A 17,100-nucleotide genomic window follows, 5' to 3' on the forward strand; every position below is an offset into this window, starting at 1 on the left:
CCATATATTTTTTTGTTCCCCCAATCTTAGAAAAGCATTCCCAAATAGGGAGCCCTGCACCCGCAGGACTAAATATTAAGAACTGATTTTCAATCAATTAGCTCCACGCTTTTTCTGGCACCATTTTCCGGTGAAAGGAATGCACTACTAGCAATTATATATGGAATTCAACCAAGAGCCGGTTATTTTCGTCGTCGAGGATAACCTAATTTATCAAAACCTTATCGCTAAGGAGCTTGAATCTGTTAGCAGCAACATTTATTTCTATACCAACGGAGAGTCCTGTCTGGATGAGCTGGACAAAGGTCCCACCATCATTGTGATGGATTACAACCTCGATGGTAAGCTGAATGGCCTGGACACGCTTCAACAGGTGAGGGCCGTCCATCCCGATGTTTACATCATCCTTTTTTCGAGCCAGAAAGGCTTGAATACAAAAGAGGTGCTTCTTCAATACGGTTCCTTCGACTTCCTGGAAAAGAATAGCTTATCGCTGCGCACCCTGCACCAAATGGTAGATTGTGTTGTCTCTGCCGGGAAATCCTGACCTATCCGGGGATTCTTGAAATATATCGTTCTATTTCCTTGATCTGGCTGACGATCTGCGGAGTGGTGGGCTTCAGGGCCTTTGCCTTTCTGAAAAAGTCCTTGGCAGCACGGAATTCCCTTTTTGTCATCATGATAGAGCACAGCTGGAGGAAGGCGGCAGCCTGGTTTTCCTTATCGGGTAAACCCTTCCGGAGCGCCTGACGGATGTAGCTTTCTCCCTGACGGATATCGTTCTTTTGCATGGACAGCATCCCCATCTGTAGCAGACTGGCCCCTTCGGCTTCTTTCATTGGCATGCCCAGGTCCAGCCCTTTTTTCATGTTCACCTCAGCGCCAGAGAAATCATTTTTCATCATGGCGATATTCCCTTTCAACGTATAGTATACGCTCCGGATGGGCTTGTACAGCAGGCCAGGGAACTTGATAGAGTTCAGCACTTTTTCGGCTGCCTCCAGGTTACCGCTCTCCATATGCTCCTGGATCAGCCGCAGAGGACCGAAGAAGAAGTAGCCGAAAAGCAGGATCACAGCTATAAAATATAGCAGGAAGGCAGGCCAGAAGCCGGCGGACACATTGACCAGGATAGCCAGGGCCAGCAGGATTATGGCTATAGGGAGGCGATACTTGATGACGATATTATAAAACTTCATAGCTTTTATGGTATCCTTATGAGCCGGACACACGGTCAGCGCAAAGGGATTGCAAAGATAGGGCTATGCTATGAATTCTCCCCGATTCCTCTTGCCAATCCCGGCTTCAGAAGGTGTCGTCATTGATCTCGATCCAATATCCATCCGGGTCCTGCAGGTACACCTGCTTTACCTTGTCCGGCCTTACCTGGGGCTCCTTACTGCTGCCCGCCCAGTTGCCATACTTTACCTTGTTCTGGTCCAAATGAGCCGTAAAAGCCGCCATGGATGCCACGCTAAACGCAAGATGTATATTGATGTCGTGGGGGATATCCTCCTTGGCGCCCGACACCACATGCAGCTGTCCATGCTCGGAGATCCGGAACCAGACATGCTTTCCGTCATGGAAAGGCTCCGGAATGCGCTTCAGCTGCAGCACTTTTTCATAAAAATCAGCGCTCCTGCCCAGGTCTGTCACAAAGATGGTCTGATGGCTGAAATGAGGGCCCTGGCTATGGGCGGCAAACGCCAGCAGCAGGCAGGCGGCCAATGGGAACAATCGTCGCATAATGAATGGTTTAAGGAATCCAAAGTACGCAATTACCGACAGCTAAAAAACCCACCTGTCCAATAGCATACCATTCCGGATTACAAATTATATTATTAGCTGGTTAAAATGCCGGAATGCCTTATTTTTGCCGCCCAAACCATTGGTCCTGTAGTTCAATGGATAGAATAGAAGTTTCCTAAACTTTTGATACAGGTTCGATTCCTGTCAGGACTACAATATTATATTAATTATCAAGGCCTTAAACGGCTGCTTAAAGCCTTGATTTGACTTGATACGCTATATGGCAGATGAAGAAATCGTCTTACGAAACTTTCGGGTAGTTATATACCTCGCCAAATGTTGACCGGTTTTCGACTCCGGATGCTTTAATAGATCACTAACCAATCCTTCAAAGACGACGCGTCCACCATCCGATCCGCCACCAGGTCCCATATCGATTATCCAATCTGCCTGAGCAATCACATCCAGATTATGTTCAACAATGATGACGGTATTGCCGCGATCCGCGAGCCGGTGAAAAGTAGACATTAGTTTTTCTATATCAGAAGGGTGAAGACCTGTCGTTGGCTCATCAAAAATAAAAAGCTGGCCCTGCTCGTCAAATTCCATCGCGAGCTTCAACCGTTGCCGTTCTCCTCCGGAAAATGTACTAAGTGGTTGTCCTAAGGTCATGTAACCAAGTCCCAATTCCCGGATGCGATTCAACAATTCTTTATCAGTACCTTCAAAAAAATCACTGGCTTCGGCAACAGTCATCTTAAGAAACTGAATAATATTTTTTCCATTCCAGGTATAGCCCAAAACCCCTTGTTGGTAACCTGTGCCTTTACACAGATCACATGTTTCCTCCACCTCCTCCATAAAAGCGAGGTCAAGTCTGATCACACCCAGGCCTTTGCATTGAGGACACGCACCTTGGGCATTGGCGCTGAAAAGTGACGCACTTACGTGGTTTGTTTTCGCGAACACCTGCCTTAGCGCATCAAAGATGCCCGTATAGGAGGCGAGATGCGAACGCCTTGAGCCACGCAACAATCCTTGGTCGATGGGTTTAGCGTGCGGATGTTGCCGGGGCAATTCCTGGTTGATCAATGAACTTTTCCCTGAACCCGCAACACCGGTCACCACTGTAATTACGCGCTGGGGAATTTTCACAGTCACATTTTTCAAATTGTGCAGCTGGGCATTTCGTACCGTTAAAAAAGTTTTAGCTTGTCGTGCGTTTTGATTTGGTGCCCTGTGCATACTCCAAAATTTTCCAGTAAGTGTATCTGCTTGTTTCAATCCGCTCACCGCCCCACTGTAAACAATGTTTCCGCCCTCTTTTCCTGCACCGGGCCCCATGTCAACAATATGGTCGGCAATTTTTATAATGTCAGGGTCATGTTCGACAATTAGCACTGTATTACCCTTGTCCCGAAGCTGCAGAATAATGTCCGTCAGCCGGGCAATATCATTAGGATGGAGACCAATACTCGGTTCATCGAAAATATAAAGCAACCCTGTGAGACTACTTCCCAAATGCCTCACCATTTTAATGCGCTGAGATTCTCCACCAGACAACGATGACGTTTCCCGGTTTAGTGCTAGGTAGCTCAGGCCAATGATTTCCAAATGAGTGAGTCTGGCGATCAATTCATCCAGCACTGATTGTACCTGATTGTTCTGAATTGTCTTAAGAAATTTGATGAGGTGGCTGATCTGCATCGCACTGCAGTCCGCGATGTTATTCCCCTGAATTCTACAATGAAGTACTTCTTTATTCAGCCGTGCTCCTTTACATTCCGGGCACGTATGCTGATAAAGTATTTCACGAAGCTCATCTTTTTTTCGCTTATGTTCTTTAGTTTCCTTTTTTAAAAAGCTGCGTTTGATCCTGGGAATGATGCCTTCATATAACATCGTTTTCCCCCATTCCTTTGATGGATTTTTTGGCTTATGCTCTTCAGCATACAACAGCATATGCAACTCATCCTTTGAAAAATGTTTAATCTTCTTGTCATTATTGAAATAGCCGGAGTTCACATATCGCGTCCATCTCCACCCACCCGGCTGGAAAGCAGGAAACCGAATCGCGCCCTCATTCAAAGACTTGTTCTTATCAATCAACGCATCCTGGTTGATATCTGTAATGGTTCCCAGTCCTTCACACATCGGACACATACCTTTGGGGTTGTTAAAAGAGAAGACCATGGAATATCCGACAAACGGCTCACCTATGCGTGAGAACAAAAGACGCAGCAATGTATAAATATCCGTGACGGTTCCCACGGTTGATCTCGCGTTACCGCCTAGCCGTTTCTGATTGATAATGATCGCTACATTCAGGTTTTGAATAGAATCAGCGTCAGGATGTCCATAATGTGGCATTCGACTTCGAAGGTAGCTATCGTATGTTTCGTTGAACTGTCGTTGTGCCTCGGCGCCAATAGTTTCAAACACAAGGGAAGACTTTCCTGAACCCGATACTCCTGTAAAAACGGTAATCCTATTTTTAGGAATTTCAATGGATATGTTTTTCAGATTGTTTTCACGTGCGCCTCTAATTCGGATAACGTCCATGGGATGAAAATTTTTTCTGTACGTAAAAAAATCATGCCCACCTGGTCCCATGCCCAATACGTTAAATAATTTAAACATATTTGCGATTACAGATAGTTGAATATCAATTAGGCAAATTGATAAATAGCCAGAAGATCAGCAATTAAATGGTTAGATAATCGTTTTGTCCGGACTACAACCTTTTTGAACCCACTGTAATCCAGTGGGTTTTCCCTTCTCTGATTTTTCTTTCTTTTCTTGGGACGCTCTTATTCACAGGCACAAAGTTCGATCCTTTTATCTCCTTTATTAATTTCGGGTCATGTTATAATTCAATAGGCGACTTCCTTATGTATCAGATTGGTGAAAATAGCGATCTTGTCGATGACTTAGGATGCGATGGAGACGATTTCGGAGAACTAATAGATAGGTTTTCCCAAGACTATAATGTAAACATTTTATCTCATCGCTGGCACTTCCATCACACTGAGGAAGGAAGTTGGAATAGTATTCTCATTTATAAATGTGCTTCAAGGTGAATTATTTCACAATGCCAGAAATGTGAAATCAATGATTTCAAATCTGTCAGTGGCTATCCCATCGCCTGAAAATAAACCGCAAAGCGTCATAATAGGCTTTTATGGGTTCCGTCATATGCGTGTCTTCGGGATAGTGAACATACTTATGGTCTAAACCCGTTATCTTTCTTTGGGTTATTATAGAGTCGAATTTTAAAAGATTGGCATGGAAGGTAGGATCGTCCGGCATTCCTTCATTCGCATCACTGTAAAAGATCATTTTATTAATAATCCGATCATTTTTTAGCTTTTCCTCAGCAAGGCTAAGTAAATATCCCCTATCCCACCAAAAGGATGGGCTTATGGCTATATAAGCACCAAACATATTTGGCTGCGTTAATAGGCAATTGATTGTGGTGATGCCGCCGAATGAATGCCCTGCAAAAATTTTAAAATGGGTTGTTTTGTAATGCGCCTCAATATAAGGTATCAGTTCAGCACCTAAGAACAGCAAAAAATTATTGCCGCCGCCACTTGACTTAAACCGGGAGTTTGAACTGGTATCAGGCTTTCCGTCATAACCCCAAATGCTATTGGTAGGGGTAAGATCCCTGATGCGGTTTGTATTAGGGATGCCCACTATAATCATTTCGGGCACAACATTTACGTCCCGGCGGCTAAGATACTGGCAATATTCTGCAATCAGGCTAAAGTGATTGTCCCCGTCAAGTATGTATAATACGGGGTAACGCTTATTGGGCAACAAGGTATCTATAGGTGGTACATAAATATAAACTTTCCGGTCTTCACCCAATACTTTAGATGAAAGTTTGACGATATCTGCCGATATGGGTTTAAATGCCGGGTCGGTTTGGGCAACCAGGCCTTTGGGAGTGAACAGGATAAAAAAAATATATACTGTGCTATTTCTAAAATGACGCTTTAAATAGCGGTTGTAATTCATACGAATCAAGGGTTAAAATCAAATTGGTAGGTGTGTCTGTAATAACCGGCTGATTGGTTAAAGATACACGAATAATAACACACCTGCTTTAAGACTATTGTTATGGCGCCCCGAATTCTCTTCATTAATAGCTCTCACTTAACGCCCCGGCTAACAACTTAACAGTATACTAAAATTTTTCGGATCCGGCTACCCCTTTCTTCTCAATATCACCGCGGGGCTTTTCTTCATATCTCCCTTGAATCCTACCTCATAACGATCGGAACCATCTTCAATAATTAGCAAGCCGGAATTCGGTGGAATGGAACCAAGGTTTTCTGCATATATCACCAATTGCAGAGAATCGCCCATACTGGGCGGTATTTTTATGACTTTTCGATACGCTTGTTCAGTAAGGCCTTGTTTTGGAATAATCACTTCATCATTCAATACTACACTTACCGTGTCTCCATCAACAATGCCATTATCATATAAAACCAATATCAGGCTATCGGATTTGAAATCAATAGTGCGAATAGCTTCTGTTTTACGTAGTGCAAGTTCAGCTGCGGCCCCAATAGTTTTTGGATTAGTCGGAATAGTGGTAATATTATTGGGCGCATAACTTTTAGGTTCATTTCTTCCGTTTTGAAAACCTACCTGTCGCTGCACTTTAACGGCTGTTGAAACTTTCACCGGATTCTTGGCCTCCCCAGGGGTTTCTTTTTCCGATACTGCTACTACCGGTGTTTCTTTTATAATTGTTTCAGGATTTGAAAACGCAAGGGTATTTGACAATTTCAAACTGTCAAGTTTGCTGATCAGCCTTGTCTGAGCCCGCCTGTTTTGCTTTTGAAGCGTGATGGTTCCGGTAGAAAGATCCTCGTCACCTGCCCGGAGGTCTCGCGTTCGTGTGTGGAAAGGTCCGCTCAAAACCATTATGGTATCAACCATCTTAATGGACAATTCACAAAATGTTTTGATGCTGCGGGACCGGACCGTGAAATTATTGTAGACCAGTTTATCATCCGAAATAGTGAAAACACTATCCTTCCGGATCAGGGTAATTTTCTTAACAGCTATTTTTTCAGCACCTTTAAACATGAAGGTAATCATCGAATAACCGGTCATGTCCTGATTGATTGCCAGTTCAAGTGGCATTTGTGTTTGGGAGGTGGAGATCGTTCCCACCCAAATTCCCGAAAGATCCTGGGAAAAGAGTCGCAATGGCAGTAAAAACAGCACAAAAATTGCCTTCATTGTAGTGGTGGAATTGATTTCTTTTATTCTCAACGATAAATCAATGTGTTAAATTGTTTGGGGCGGCAGGCTTGAATTGTAATACAAAACTGCCCAATCCCAAGGTCCGCTGGAAAGCTGATTAGGGAAAAGCGTGAAATTCGTAACCAGGTGATGTTTCGTAATAATCCAGACGCGGCTGATTTTGGTCTTTCTACATTTCTTTATTTGGTTGATTTATAGCTTATTATGGTTGGCGGCTTATTTTGCTATTTCGAACAAAAGCTCTTGGCTTAGGGTTGTCACAGTGCCTGTGATACCTGCGAGCCTCTCGTCGCGGGCAATTTCTTTAACGGTAAGATCGTGTCAGATTGCCCGGTTCCCTCTACAATTTTTACTTACGCCTTGATTACTAAGGGCGTTTTTATTCATTGTTCAGCGCGGTTCTTGTGGAAGTTTTTATTTTATGTATCTTCCAATAAACCTGCTGATGACAATTCTATTTACTTCGATATTCCTTTCGCTATCACCAATTCAAATTTCTGGATCATCACATCCCAACCTTGATACATTCTGTGATACCTGTAAGAAAGGAAAAGATACCTTGACAGGTAGAATGGTATACTTGGCTGCTGATGTCGAACCGGAGTGTGAAGAAAGCAAAATCGCTTTATTGAGGCGTATTAACAAAGGCATTACGCTTCCTGACTCTGCGGCCACAAATGATTACCAATCGAATTATGTCGTCGGTTTTATCGTGGAAGCGGATGGACAGATCACTGGCGAAAGGATAATTCAAGACAACACAAATCTAATTGGGAAACAGTTATTAAAAGTACTAAAAAGCTGCCGATGGCATCCAGCCAAGTGCAATGGAAAAGAGGTGGCTATGTTATGCAAGTTTCCGATCACTATTGATATTGGGATAGACTCACGGTAAACTGCCAAAAGTCACGAAATCTCCCAGTAACTGGTTAGACAATTGTGCTGTTGGCACTACACCGGATTTTAACTCGCTGCGTCCCAGCGGATTTAGGCGATAATAACCCTCTATGTCAAAATACCCTAATGCGAAGGATACTATGCGTTTTCGGGTTATGAAGAAGCGCTGGAATTTTCGGAACAAAACCCTGGAACAGAGGAACCTCTGGCCCTTATTCTTCAGGAAGAATATATCGACGAGCCTTCGCCGGATAATTTTGTTCATATAAAGGAGCGGCGCCTTACGGAATGGAGTGTTCAATGGCTGGAACGTCCTAAGAGGAAGAAAAATACCATTCCTGATTTTTTCTCCCCCAGTGCACCAGCTAACCGACTGAATGTCTTAAGAGGTTTGGAGTAGAGCCCGATTGGATTCCTGGTCAAGCTGAATTGTTTTAACAAAGATTTTATCATGTTTTGGGAAGAAAAGATAGATAGATTAAAAAGTAAGTTTTCTCAAGAACAATTTCGTGTTCCATTTTCCGATTGGACGGAAATATTCAAAAAAATGGAAGCGAAATTTGTCAGTAATAAATGGCCTATCTATCAATTTTGCAACTGGTCGGAAAAGTTGAGAGAAAAAACTCCTATTCGAAATGTTTCTCAACAGGACATCGATAAAGAAATTTCAAGACTTGATGCTTCCCAAAATTATTGGATGTTCGTCGTGCTTGCCGATAATCCCACATCCAGACAGTATGTCTATGATTGTAATACTGCTGCTTTGAGGGAGCTTCTTTCAATCGCTCCGGCAGACTTTTATATAGGACACAAGAAGTACGAATGGTTGGTGTTTTTTGAGGTAAGTCACACGGAAAATAGCATTTCCTTGATTAAACCAGGAGAAATTCAGACGCCGTTTGATTGAGGCCCTATTTCCCTTGCTGCGAACAGGAGGTCGAATTATTTATTGAAGAAGGTTGATTTCGAATTATCGTCATGACGTCTAAGTAATAGCCAACTGAAGGCAGCATGAGAAATACCTACTTACATTAAGTAAAAAGCATCAAAATGAGATTGAAATATTATTTTCTATGTTTTTTGGTATTCACTAGTGGATGCAATTCAAAGACTACAAGCATAGATGTTTTTTGTCAGAAACTAGATCATACGCTTTCGGTCAGCGAAAAGACAAAAATTCGTGAATGTCCTGATGTTGGCTGTTTGGTTGTATTAGTAGGGTCAAAAATGCGAAAGAAATTTGCTGATGCATATGACACACAGGCTGTTGATATTAATCAGTTCTTGATTGATTCTTTTAGAATTGACAGCCTATATGACAGGCAAAGAGCTCTGCTTCTTGCTTATCAAGAAAAATTGATTGGGAAAGCAGTTGACTTCTTTGAAATCAAGAATGAAATGGTACAATATGATAACTTGCAGGATAGCATATATGACGATAAGGAAAGGAAAAATATCGAAAATCATATTGATACCGCGAAATACAATTTTAGTCGTTTTCAAATTGGGGACACATTGCATTTGGAACTTTCTCTTGGAAGATCTGATACCAAAAAAGTAGTTTATTATTACAGACAATATAATAAAGCCAATTTTAAAGATACTTTGTTTATTAAAGGTGTATTGTTGAAAAAGACCAGAGAGACGGATGAACCACATGATGAGTATGAATTCTTAGTTAGGATCATCGAAGTGAACAATACAGAATTAAATTTGGTTGATAGGATATATCAAAGGGGCAACATCATCTCATTGCCGTTATATGACTATGGAAGAATAATCAATAAATAATTCCTTCGGGATGCAAATGCCCGAGCGCGGCCCCTTCGCAAGAGGGCTTCCCCCTCGGCAAGCTGTCGATAGCCCTTATCAAAGCCTCCAGAGCTCCCTGGTAAATCGGGATGATCGCATCTGATGTACCGCTTCATTCATCTGCGCCTTACCGTACATCAGTTGCCCTTCATAGGTCGCCATAGACAGTTGCCCGGCGGCCATCTTTTCGCCAAAAGCTTTCAATGTCTTGCCTTCCATTTCCGGGTCAAGCTGCTGCCCTGCAGGTTTATTTCGGACAGCCACCTGAACCAACAGGATGCCATATATTATTCTGGATATCTGCCGCATGGTATAGAACCGGGCTCTTTTATGCTCATCCACTGCCCCGTTGAAATAGATGTGCAGGAATTCCACTTCCTGTTCTTCTGTTTGTACAAAAAAGTTGGCAGCTGTCGCCAGATCAATATACTTGTCATTTGAGAATGCGGCGTCCCAATCGATGACCCACAGTCGCACCCCGTCACACAACAGATTACCAGGATTGATGTCGTTATGACTAAATACCTTGTCCGGATCATCCCAGGGGTATTTCTGTTTTATAGCCAAATAATGAGTAAAACATTCTTCAATGATGGGCCCAGCCAATACTTTTGTTTGCAAAAAATTATTCATCATTCCGTCAATGGTTTGCTGCAGATCATGTCCTGGAATGTGACAAGGAAGTGTGTGAATGGAACGAATGGTGTTTGCCAGTTCACTTACGAGCTTTTCAGGCGTAAACACTTGCCTTATAGGCTTGCTTTCAATAAAATCGGTAATAGTAATACCTGCGGATGCCTCCCTAAAGTATAGCCGGGGGGCAATCCCTGCCTTCGACGTCTCCTCCAGAGCATGAGTATCGTGTATTGAAGGAGCATCCAGCTTTAACACATACGCCCGACCTTGTACTATCATCTTATACACCGCCGAACCGGATAGGCCGCCGGACAACAGATCTATCTTGTCGATGGCAGCCGAGCGAAAGGTTTGTAGCAAGGCTGCTTCCACTGCAGGTAGGCGGGATTCAGATATCAATTGATTGAGAGTGTTTTCCATTGCGATATTTATGAGATATTTCCTCCTAACGCTTTTAACAAGCTCGCCAGCGAAAGGCTATTTTTACCATACTCTACAGGTACTATATCCTTCGCAATCATGTTAGCCGTTTCCATTGCTTCCTCATAGATCCGTTTCCCCGCAACAGTAATTGTCACAAAACTTACCCGGGCATCCCGTTCATTAGCCTGACGCGCGATCAAACCTATTTTTTCCATAGGCAGCAACATTCTCGTAACGCCCGATGCGGTAAGCCCTGTCTTTTCCGCCAGGTCCGTAGGCCTCAATCTTTTTTCATCACCTTGTTGCAACAGATAAAGGATGAGAAAATCATTGAACCCTATGCCATGCATAGTCAACCTATCGAATTTCCGCGCCATCATCGCCTGTATCTTAAATAAGTTCATCAAAAGCCTCAAAGAGGGATTAATACTTGACATATACTTGACTACTCAATTATTATGCAAATAAAATTCATTTCTTCATGGTAAAAAAATTTATCATCATCCGCCACCTCCATTCCTGGTTATTGGGTTGCCTTTTAACGGACTATCCCGGCTTCTTTTCATTTATTTTGCGAAGAACCGACGCCCCAAGGGCTATGCCAATCAAGTTTGGCACAAAGGCAAAGATTGCCCCGGCTTTCCCGCTGCCGCTGCCGAAAACTGCCCCTGCAGTAACACTTAAATGGATTGCACTGAGGACGATACCGATCAACCCCAGTACCAGGGCCAGGATAGCTCCGGTGCGGACGTCGCCAGTGCCTTTATTCTGACGGCCTTTAGCCCGCCAGCCGATGCCGAAACTGACCAACCCCACAGCAACTCCTATGAGGGCCCTGGCCCGCCCGGTGGTGATACCTTTCACATAGGTAGAATCGGCCTGTGAAAACACTTCTCCCGGCAGTAAAAAAATAAATGCAACAATTAACCCGATTAACAAGAGATATGCAAAATGCTTCTTCATAAGAATTTATTCTTTAAATACAAAGCAACGAACCTGTTAGGTGCTAAAATTGTAAAAAAACGACATTTTACATTTCGAACTCAACCGTGCCCCTGTCAGTCGCGGGCACGGTTTCCGGCCTAAAGTATTCTTTGGGATTATGGCCGGAAAATTTTCGGAAGTCGTGGATGAAATGTGATTGATCATAATACCCGCATTCTATGGCAATTTGTGTTAATGAACTATCCCCACAAGCTTTTTTTAGGGCGGAATTGAACCTTTTAATGCGCAGGAATAATTTGGGGCTGAAACCGGAAAATTGTTTAAATCTTCTTTCAAACTGTCTCATCGATAAAAAACTATCGTCGGCCAATGCTTGTATCGATGTCATATTGCTGGATCTTGACATCAACGTGGTCGATGAGAAGATCTTTGTGTATTCAGGTTTGACATTTTTCAACCGGGCTTCAAGGAAATCGCAGACGATTTTAACCCGCTGCTCGTTGCTGAGCGCCAACATAATTTTTTCTTCCAGAATTTCTCCCTCTTTTCCACAGAATGATTTAATGTCCGTGGATTGATTTGTTATCTCGCTTGCCGGTAAGTGAAATAATTGGGGGAGAGCGTGGGGGTACAAATAGAATCCAAAGGCACCGAAATCAGCTTTTGATGTGATCTTGCTGAAGGTCTGTGTCTGTCCATAAATTCCTGAGATTAGGTTTTTCTCGGGCTCGAATTCGATATTGAACTTAAATTGACCTTTGTAACAGAAAATAATTTCGGGACAGGGGTAAGCAAAAGCATGATGAACAAATGGATTATGTATGGAGGCATTGGCCTCCGAAAACCAAAAGAATCGAATGTAATCAGAAAGCCGTTGCGGAGGTTGTATGATCCCATAGTTCATCTTAGCTGACGTTGCTCTTCAAAGATACAAAATAAGAAAGGTTAATATCATTTCCACGCCTGGCTGATTACTGCGCTTATAGGAGCGATCATAGGAGCCGCGCCGAATTTTTCGGAAAGTTCTTTTTCCAATTTAAGCTTTATCTCGTCTATCCATGCGGGATTACGCTTTATGATTTCTTTATAAAGAGGTCCTCCTCCCTCTACAAGGCCATGTGCAGCTTCTTTTGCAGAAGGGCTGACGGAAAATTGCTTTACTTTTTCAATGGTTATTTTTGAAAATCCTGCATCCCGCAATAATTGGTCTATTACAGTTTCATCACTCATCGAGGTTGCAAGATTATATGAATCTAGTAACGGCTGATCCAAATATTCCTTTGCTATAGATCGGGCAGTATAGGATGCAGCGTTTTGCTCCAGCTTATCCCAGGTTGTAAATAATAACATGCCTCCTGGTCTTAAAACGCGATATGCTTCCTCGAACGCCTTTGGTTTGTCGGGAACAAACATATATCCAAAGCAACAGACAACCACATCGATACTGTTATCATTAAAAGGGAGATGTTGTGCGTCGATATTTTGCCATTCGATATTAAGATGGCTTAATTTCTTTTTTGCTTCACTCAACATATCCTCGCTAATATCCGAAGCGACCAGCTTTGCAGAGGTTGAGATACATTCCCGGATATGACGTGTAACCCGGCCAGTTCCTGCAGCAATTTCCAGTACAATTGCGACGAAAGTTGGGTCTATTCGTTTTACAACTTCCAGGGCATATGGTTCAAAAAATAGGGGACCGAAAAATTGGTCATAGTGAGCGGCTGTGTCTCCCGAAATATCAACGGAACGTACCGTAGTCGAAGTCTCATTCATAGGTTCTATGTTTACATTTAAGAAGCATAAAAAGTCACATGGCGAATAGATATCTATAAAATTATCCATAAATAGTCATATTTGCACACTAACATATTGTGAGCTGGAATCCGCTACATTTGCCTATGAGCTATAGTGCATTTGTAAATTGTAATTGCTATACGGACGGCAAAACTGCTGCCCCGCCATACAAAGAGTTTATAAGCTTTGATGATGAGGGCGTTTACCTTGAAATAACAAGCGAAATGTGGAAAAAGAACGAGGAACTTTGTTATAAAATGGACAAAGAATTTGACGAATGGAAGCGCACCGCTTGTGAACATAAGGATATGAATGCCGCATATGAATATCTTTCCAATATGTCTGGAATGGCAGCTTTTAAACACATTGTTCATAAACTTGGCGGGAAGGACAAATTTCCAATTTTGACTGAATATCTACCTACTGTCAATGGGGGGACTTTGCCGGCAGGATTTGCAAATAAATTACTTCAAGAGTTAGAAGACCTTGGGAACGAAACAACGCCTGAGGAATTTGTTTCACTTCAAGAAAAATCTACAGGAGATCTAAAGGCGTCAGTCAAATCTGATTCTCGGGAAATTTTTGTGTATACCGCAAATAACAAGATTAACTATGGCATTGACAAAGACGGCTTTTTCATTTTACAAAATAAGAAAAAATACAATGGAGTTGTTCCTAAAATAGTGTTTCGTTCGATCAATTTCTTGCAACAAACAATTTCAAAGAGTGTTTACAGGTTCATTGATATTCCGACTACAAAAAGTTTTGAATGTTCAGTTAAACTTCATCCGGATGAGGAAAATGTTGCAATTGAATTCGAATTTATTGTAATAAAAAAGAAAAATGCAATCGCAAACGAGTATCAGTACATTTTAGAACCATTGAGAAAATTGGCAATCGCTTCGCTATTGACAGGCAATCCAATTATTTGGACTTAATAACCGGCCGGGCGGTAAAGAGGCCACGGTAACAGGCGCGATAGCCGAGGCCAAGCAGCAAATTGGGAAGTAGCAGGAGGACACCCATCAACCAGCCCGAGGGCACCAGGATGGTGTGAAAAAGGAACACGTTAACACTGATGGGGAAGAGAACGACCGCAAAAAAGGGAGTGTACCAGTTAGACAATAAAGACATGCCGCCTGCTATTTGAATGACTTTTTGCATGGGATAGAAATAACCTGTAGCCAGAAGGCCTGCTTTAAATAACCCAGCTGCTCCCGGATGCTGCGGCGGCTGATAAGGGATAAAATGCAGAAAATAATCAAGACCGAACACCAGGTAGAGAAATCCGAGAAGCAGACGGGAGATGAGAACTGCAATTTTCATGACATTATTTTTACACCGGATCTTAGAAAAGGGTTACATGCCTTTTGATATAAGTTCTATTGCTTAAACTCCTGTTATCTGAGATTCGGGTCGACGTTTAATCATGCGCAAATCTTACACAAATTGTAAGATTTGCACAATACAATCCTCAACCTTCATTTTAACTATTAATTATCAACAGATTAGGTGAAACCTTAGGAGTTAAAAAAGCAACCTTATTTCCGACGCACTACCAATCGCCTTCCATAAAAAGGGCTCCTGACATAGGGTTGTCACAGTGCACCGTCATCTTTGTAGCGGAAAGATCATCACTAAAAAAACATATATATGACAACACAGGAAGTCGCCTTCCGCTATTACGAGTTGGCCTGCCAGAACAAATGGAACGAGATCCAGGAGACCCTCCATGACGAGAGCATCATATCCCGGGAACCCGAAAATCGCGCGCCGGCCGGCATCGAAACCATAACCCGGGGAAAAGTGGCCGTGAAAGTTAAGACCGATACCCATCGTGCCATGATCGAGACGATGCACAGCCGCCATACCAGCGAACCTCTCGTCGCAGGCAATTTCTTCACCACCGTATTGAAAAGGGATGTTACCTATAAAGGCAGGCCCAGGGCAATCTCGGAGGAGATCGCTGTCATTGAAGTGAAGAACGGCAAGATCGTTTCGGAAACCTTTTTCTATTGATCTTATAAGAAACGCCGAAGGTGATCCGCTAGCTGGATTGTATCCACTTGCTCGATGGGATGAGGCGTTCCGGGAAGGATCGCTAACTGGGCATTCGGTATGCTTTTATGTATATCTGCTGTTTCCCCCAGGCTGACCATTTTATCACGGTCCCCCAGCATCAGGAGGGTCGGGACTAGGATATTGTTGCAATTATCCGCAGATAAAAGGGGCTTATCTCCCAGGTCTATTAAGAGATCAGCGGTTTTTTGTAATACTGTCTTCCAGTCTTTCGGCTGATGACGTTGTTCCAGGATTTTTGCAAATGGCGGGAGCTTTTCCAGGATCTTTTCGGGGTTGATCATCTGTATTTCACGTTGGGCTATGGTCGGATCCCAATGAAATTTCGTCGCCAGGGTAGCCAGTTTGGTTACGCGTGAACGATGGTGCAGTGCCAGGTACATACCGACATATCCGCCCATGCTATAGCCGAAGATCGATGTTTCGGGTAGTTGCATTTCGTCCATATAGGTGAGGACATCCTGCGCGAACATAGGAATTGAAAAAGGGCTATCGGGAAATGGCTCCCTGCCATGGCCAGAGAAATCCATCGTATGAACGGTGAACTCGTTTTCCAGCTCGGCAGCGAGGGGGCTTAGCTGATTTTCAGCGCCGAGGGCCCCGTGTAATAAGAGTAGATGCATTCATTTTATTTTAACGACGCCTTCCGATATTTTAGGGAATATTGCGAAGATCCTCGCATCATGTCCCGGGATAATAAACCTTGGGTCGGTTACCAGGGTCTTCATCCTTTGCATCGACTTTACATAAGCTGTCGTATCGAATGTGCCGCCGGGAGACGGCGGGCACAAATGTTCGAGGCTGTAATAGACCCAGATATTATCCGAAGCAAGAAGAACCTTGTTCCTGCCCGTCTCCACCAATACAAATTGTGAATTGAAAGTATGTCTTGAACCAGTGAGTACCTTTATCCCGGGTATTATTTCTTTATTATCGCCATCGACAAGCGTCACTCTTCGCGCCAGGTTCATATCGACGAGCAAACGCACGTCCCGTTTATTGAAACCGCCATTAAACCCGCCCTTTTGCCAGGCGGCGCCTACAAAATAGTTATAATCCTCTTTTTGGATCCAAATGTGCGCATTCGGGAATAAGCTGATCCCGTCAATATGGTCCCAATGCGGATGGCTCAATATAATGTCCGTAATGTCTCCGGCTTTTAGTCCCAGCTTCGAAAGGGTGGAGTCCGGGCGGACGTACTGTTTGATGGCAAACTCTTTTGCATCTTCCGTATTTATCATATCGGGGAGAAATCCTGCATCCACGAGGATATTCCTCCCATTGTTCCCCCGGACCAGCCAAATCATAAAATCGATGTTTATACTGTCTTTTCGGGGGGCATGGTCGGACCAGTCTGCAATTGGGGAGGGATGACCCATGGAGGCGAATCTTAGCGCGTAGACCTGATAGCCCGGGGATTGGGAAAAAGCCTGGACGAAAGAGAATAGGAGTGCAAAAAAAATCACGTACTTCATG

At 43.3% G+C, this 17,100-nt stretch carries 19 protein-coding genes and 1 tRNA gene; 7 read left to right on the forward strand and 13 right to left on the reverse strand.

Annotation, left to right across the window (positions count from 1 at the left end):
- The first annotated feature begins 160 nt into the window (after positions 1 to 160).
- A complete protein-coding gene (locus tag Q4E93_RS23680; protein WP_303589546.1) occupies positions 161 to 547 on the forward strand; it encodes a response regulator in 387 nt (128 codons plus the stop codon).
- 1 nt (position 548) lies between these two features.
- Here the strand turns inward: Q4E93_RS23680 and Q4E93_RS23685 are convergent, their stop codons facing one another.
- Positions 549 to 1,199, reverse strand: coding sequence for a tetratricopeptide repeat protein (locus Q4E93_RS23685; RefSeq protein ID WP_303589548.1), 651 nt, complete (start codon positions 1,197 to 1,199; stop codon positions 549 to 551).
- 106 nt (positions 1,200 to 1,305) lie between these two features.
- The gene (locus Q4E93_RS23690; RefSeq protein ID WP_303589550.1) at positions 1,306 to 1,746 is read right to left on the reverse strand and encodes a VOC family protein; all 441 of its coding nucleotides are present in this window, start codon (positions 1,744 to 1,746) and stop codon (positions 1,306 to 1,308) included.
- Positions 1,747 to 1,890: 144 nt separating this feature from the next.
- Between Q4E93_RS23690 and Q4E93_RS23695 the strand changes: the two genes are divergently transcribed.
- Positions 1,891 to 1,962, forward strand: a tRNA-Arg gene (locus Q4E93_RS23695).
- Between the two features lie 63 nt (positions 1,963 to 2,025).
- On the opposite strand, the gene Q4E93_RS23700 is transcribed toward Q4E93_RS23695, so the two are convergent.
- From Q4E93_RS23700 to Q4E93_RS23710, 3 genes are all read right to left on the reverse strand, one after another.
- Positions 2,026 to 4,389: an ATP-binding cassette domain-containing protein gene (locus Q4E93_RS23700; RefSeq protein ID WP_303589552.1), complete on the reverse strand. Its 2,364-nt coding sequence runs from the start codon at positions 4,387 to 4,389 to the stop codon at positions 2,026 to 2,028.
- Positions 4,390 to 4,875: 486 nt separating this feature from the next.
- Entirely contained in the window at positions 4,876 to 5,772 is an 897-nt protein-coding gene (locus Q4E93_RS23705; RefSeq protein WP_303589553.1) for an alpha/beta hydrolase, read from the reverse strand.
- A gap of 189 nt (positions 5,773 to 5,961) precedes the next feature.
- Positions 5,962 to 7,011 (reverse strand): hypothetical protein, encoded by a 1,050-nt coding sequence (locus tag Q4E93_RS23710; RefSeq protein ID WP_303589556.1) that lies wholly within the window; start codon positions 7,009 to 7,011, stop codon positions 5,962 to 5,964.
- A 469-nt stretch (positions 7,012 to 7,480) separates the two neighbouring features.
- Here Q4E93_RS23710 and Q4E93_RS23715 point away from each other — a divergent pair, with 469 nt between their 5' ends.
- From Q4E93_RS23715 to Q4E93_RS23725, 3 genes are all read left to right on the forward strand, one after another.
- Entirely contained in the window at positions 7,481 to 7,930 is a 450-nt protein-coding gene (locus Q4E93_RS23715; RefSeq protein WP_303589558.1) for an energy transducer TonB, read from the forward strand.
- A gap of 453 nt (positions 7,931 to 8,383) precedes the next feature.
- Positions 8,384 to 8,839 carry a DUF6756 family protein gene (locus tag Q4E93_RS23720; protein ID WP_303589559.1) on the forward strand — a complete coding sequence of 152 codons (456 nt, stop codon included), beginning with the start codon at positions 8,384 to 8,386 and terminating at the stop codon, positions 8,837 to 8,839.
- 143 nt (positions 8,840 to 8,982) lie between these two features.
- Complete coding sequence (locus Q4E93_RS23725; protein WP_303589561.1) at positions 8,983 to 9,723, forward strand: hypothetical protein; 741 nt, start codon at positions 8,983 to 8,985, stop codon at positions 9,721 to 9,723.
- A 78-nt stretch (positions 9,724 to 9,801) separates the two neighbouring features.
- On the opposite strand, the gene Q4E93_RS23730 is transcribed toward Q4E93_RS23725, so the two are convergent.
- The 5 genes from Q4E93_RS23730 to Q4E93_RS23750 all read right to left on the reverse strand — a co-directional run bounded on the left by Q4E93_RS23730 (position 9,802) and on the right by Q4E93_RS23750 (position 13,524).
- Positions 9,802 to 10,800: a phosphotransferase gene (locus Q4E93_RS23730; protein WP_303589562.1), complete on the reverse strand. Its 999-nt coding sequence runs from the start codon at positions 10,798 to 10,800 to the stop codon at positions 9,802 to 9,804.
- A gap of 8 nt (positions 10,801 to 10,808) precedes the next feature.
- Positions 10,809 to 11,240, reverse strand: a complete 432-nt coding sequence (locus Q4E93_RS23735) for a MarR family winged helix-turn-helix transcriptional regulator (protein ID WP_303589564.1) — start codon at positions 11,238 to 11,240, stop codon at positions 10,809 to 10,811.
- Between the two features lie 109 nt (positions 11,241 to 11,349).
- Positions 11,350 to 11,766: a DUF6223 family protein gene (locus tag Q4E93_RS23740; protein ID WP_303589566.1), complete on the reverse strand. Its 417-nt coding sequence runs from the start codon at positions 11,764 to 11,766 to the stop codon at positions 11,350 to 11,352.
- Between the two features lie 67 nt (positions 11,767 to 11,833).
- Positions 11,834 to 12,652 carry an AraC family transcriptional regulator gene (locus Q4E93_RS23745; RefSeq protein ID WP_303589568.1) on the reverse strand — a complete coding sequence of 273 codons (819 nt, stop codon included), beginning with the start codon at positions 12,650 to 12,652 and terminating at the stop codon, positions 11,834 to 11,836.
- A gap of 47 nt (positions 12,653 to 12,699) precedes the next feature.
- Entirely contained in the window at positions 12,700 to 13,524 is an 825-nt protein-coding gene (locus tag Q4E93_RS23750) for a class I SAM-dependent methyltransferase (RefSeq protein WP_303589570.1), read from the reverse strand.
- A gap of 125 nt (positions 13,525 to 13,649) precedes the next feature.
- On the opposite strand from Q4E93_RS23750, the gene Q4E93_RS23755 reads away from it, so the two are divergent.
- A complete protein-coding gene (locus Q4E93_RS23755; protein ID WP_303589571.1) occupies positions 13,650 to 14,483 on the forward strand; it encodes a hypothetical protein in 834 nt (277 codons plus the stop codon).
- Here the strand turns inward: Q4E93_RS23755 and Q4E93_RS23760 are convergent.
- Positions 14,470 to 14,871, reverse strand: coding sequence for a DoxX family membrane protein (locus Q4E93_RS23760; RefSeq protein ID WP_303589572.1), 402 nt, complete (start codon positions 14,869 to 14,871; stop codon positions 14,470 to 14,472). The genes Q4E93_RS23755 and Q4E93_RS23760 overlap by 14 nt on opposite strands.
- A 327-nt stretch (positions 14,872 to 15,198) precedes the next feature.
- On the opposite strand from Q4E93_RS23760, the gene Q4E93_RS23765 reads away from it, so the two are divergent.
- Entirely contained in the window at positions 15,199 to 15,564 is a 366-nt protein-coding gene (locus tag Q4E93_RS23765) for a SnoaL-like domain-containing protein (RefSeq protein ID WP_303589574.1), read from the forward strand.
- Positions 15,565 to 15,566: 2 nt separating this feature from the next.
- Here the strand turns inward: Q4E93_RS23765 and Q4E93_RS23770 are convergent, their stop codons facing one another.
- The gene (locus tag Q4E93_RS23770; protein WP_303589576.1) at positions 15,567 to 16,247 is read right to left on the reverse strand and encodes an alpha/beta fold hydrolase; all 681 of its coding nucleotides are present in this window, start codon (positions 16,245 to 16,247) and stop codon (positions 15,567 to 15,569) included.
- Entirely contained in the window at positions 16,248 to 17,099 is an 852-nt protein-coding gene (locus tag Q4E93_RS23775; protein ID WP_303589578.1) for an N-acyl homoserine lactonase family protein, read from the reverse strand.
- Position 17,100 lies beyond the last annotated feature (1 nt).

This window comes from Flavitalea plasmicola (assembly GCF_030546645.1).
In the GTDB taxonomy this organism is placed as follows: domain Bacteria; phylum Bacteroidota; class Bacteroidia; order Chitinophagales; family Chitinophagaceae; genus Puia.

Coding starts and splice junctions, on each gene's coding strand:
- Q4E93_RS23680 (WP_303589546.1), top strand. CDS start 161: ATGGAATTCAACCAAGAGCCGGTTATTTTCGTCGTCGAGGATAACCTA.
- Q4E93_RS23685 (WP_303589548.1), bottom strand. CDS start 1,199: ATGAAGTTTTATAATATCGTCATCAAGTATCGCCTCCCTATAGCCATA.
- Q4E93_RS23690 (WP_303589550.1), bottom strand. CDS start 1,746: ATGCGACGATTGTTCCCATTGGCCGCCTGCCTGCTGCTGGCGTTTGCC.
- Q4E93_RS23700 (WP_303589552.1), bottom strand. CDS start 4,389: ATGTTTAAATTATTTAACGTATTGGGCATGGGACCAGGTGGGCATGAT.
- Q4E93_RS23705 (WP_303589553.1), bottom strand. CDS start 5,772: ATGAATTACAACCGCTATTTAAAGCGTCATTTTAGAAATAGCACAGTA.
- Q4E93_RS23710 (WP_303589556.1), bottom strand. CDS start 7,011: ATGAAGGCAATTTTTGTGCTGTTTTTACTGCCATTGCGACTCTTTTCC.
- Q4E93_RS23715 (WP_303589558.1), top strand. CDS start 7,481: ATGACAATTCTATTTACTTCGATATTCCTTTCGCTATCACCAATTCAA.
- Q4E93_RS23720 (WP_303589559.1), top strand. CDS start 8,384: ATGTTTTGGGAAGAAAAGATAGATAGATTAAAAAGTAAGTTTTCTCAA.
- Q4E93_RS23725 (WP_303589561.1), top strand. CDS start 8,983: ATGAGATTGAAATATTATTTTCTATGTTTTTTGGTATTCACTAGTGGA.
- Q4E93_RS23730 (WP_303589562.1), bottom strand. CDS start 10,800: ATGGAAAACACTCTCAATCAATTGATATCTGAATCCCGCCTACCTGCA.
- Q4E93_RS23735 (WP_303589564.1), bottom strand. CDS start 11,240: ATGTCAAGTATTAATCCCTCTTTGAGGCTTTTGATGAACTTATTTAAG.
- Q4E93_RS23740 (WP_303589566.1), bottom strand. CDS start 11,766: ATGAAGAAGCATTTTGCATATCTCTTGTTAATCGGGTTAATTGTTGCA.
- Q4E93_RS23745 (WP_303589568.1), bottom strand. CDS start 12,652: ATGAACTATGGGATCATACAACCTCCGCAACGGCTTTCTGATTACATT.
- Q4E93_RS23750 (WP_303589570.1), bottom strand. CDS start 13,524: ATGAATGAGACTTCGACTACGGTACGTTCCGTTGATATTTCGGGAGAC.
- Q4E93_RS23755 (WP_303589571.1), top strand. CDS start 13,650: ATGAGCTATAGTGCATTTGTAAATTGTAATTGCTATACGGACGGCAAA.
- Q4E93_RS23760 (WP_303589572.1), bottom strand. CDS start 14,871: ATGAAAATTGCAGTTCTCATCTCCCGTCTGCTTCTCGGATTTCTCTAC.
- Q4E93_RS23765 (WP_303589574.1), top strand. CDS start 15,199: ATGACAACACAGGAAGTCGCCTTCCGCTATTACGAGTTGGCCTGCCAG.
- Q4E93_RS23770 (WP_303589576.1), bottom strand. CDS start 16,247: ATGCATCTACTCTTATTACACGGGGCCCTCGGCGCTGAAAATCAGCTA.
- Q4E93_RS23775 (WP_303589578.1), bottom strand. CDS start 17,099: ATGAAGTACGTGATTTTTTTTGCACTCCTATTCTCTTTCGTCCAGGCT.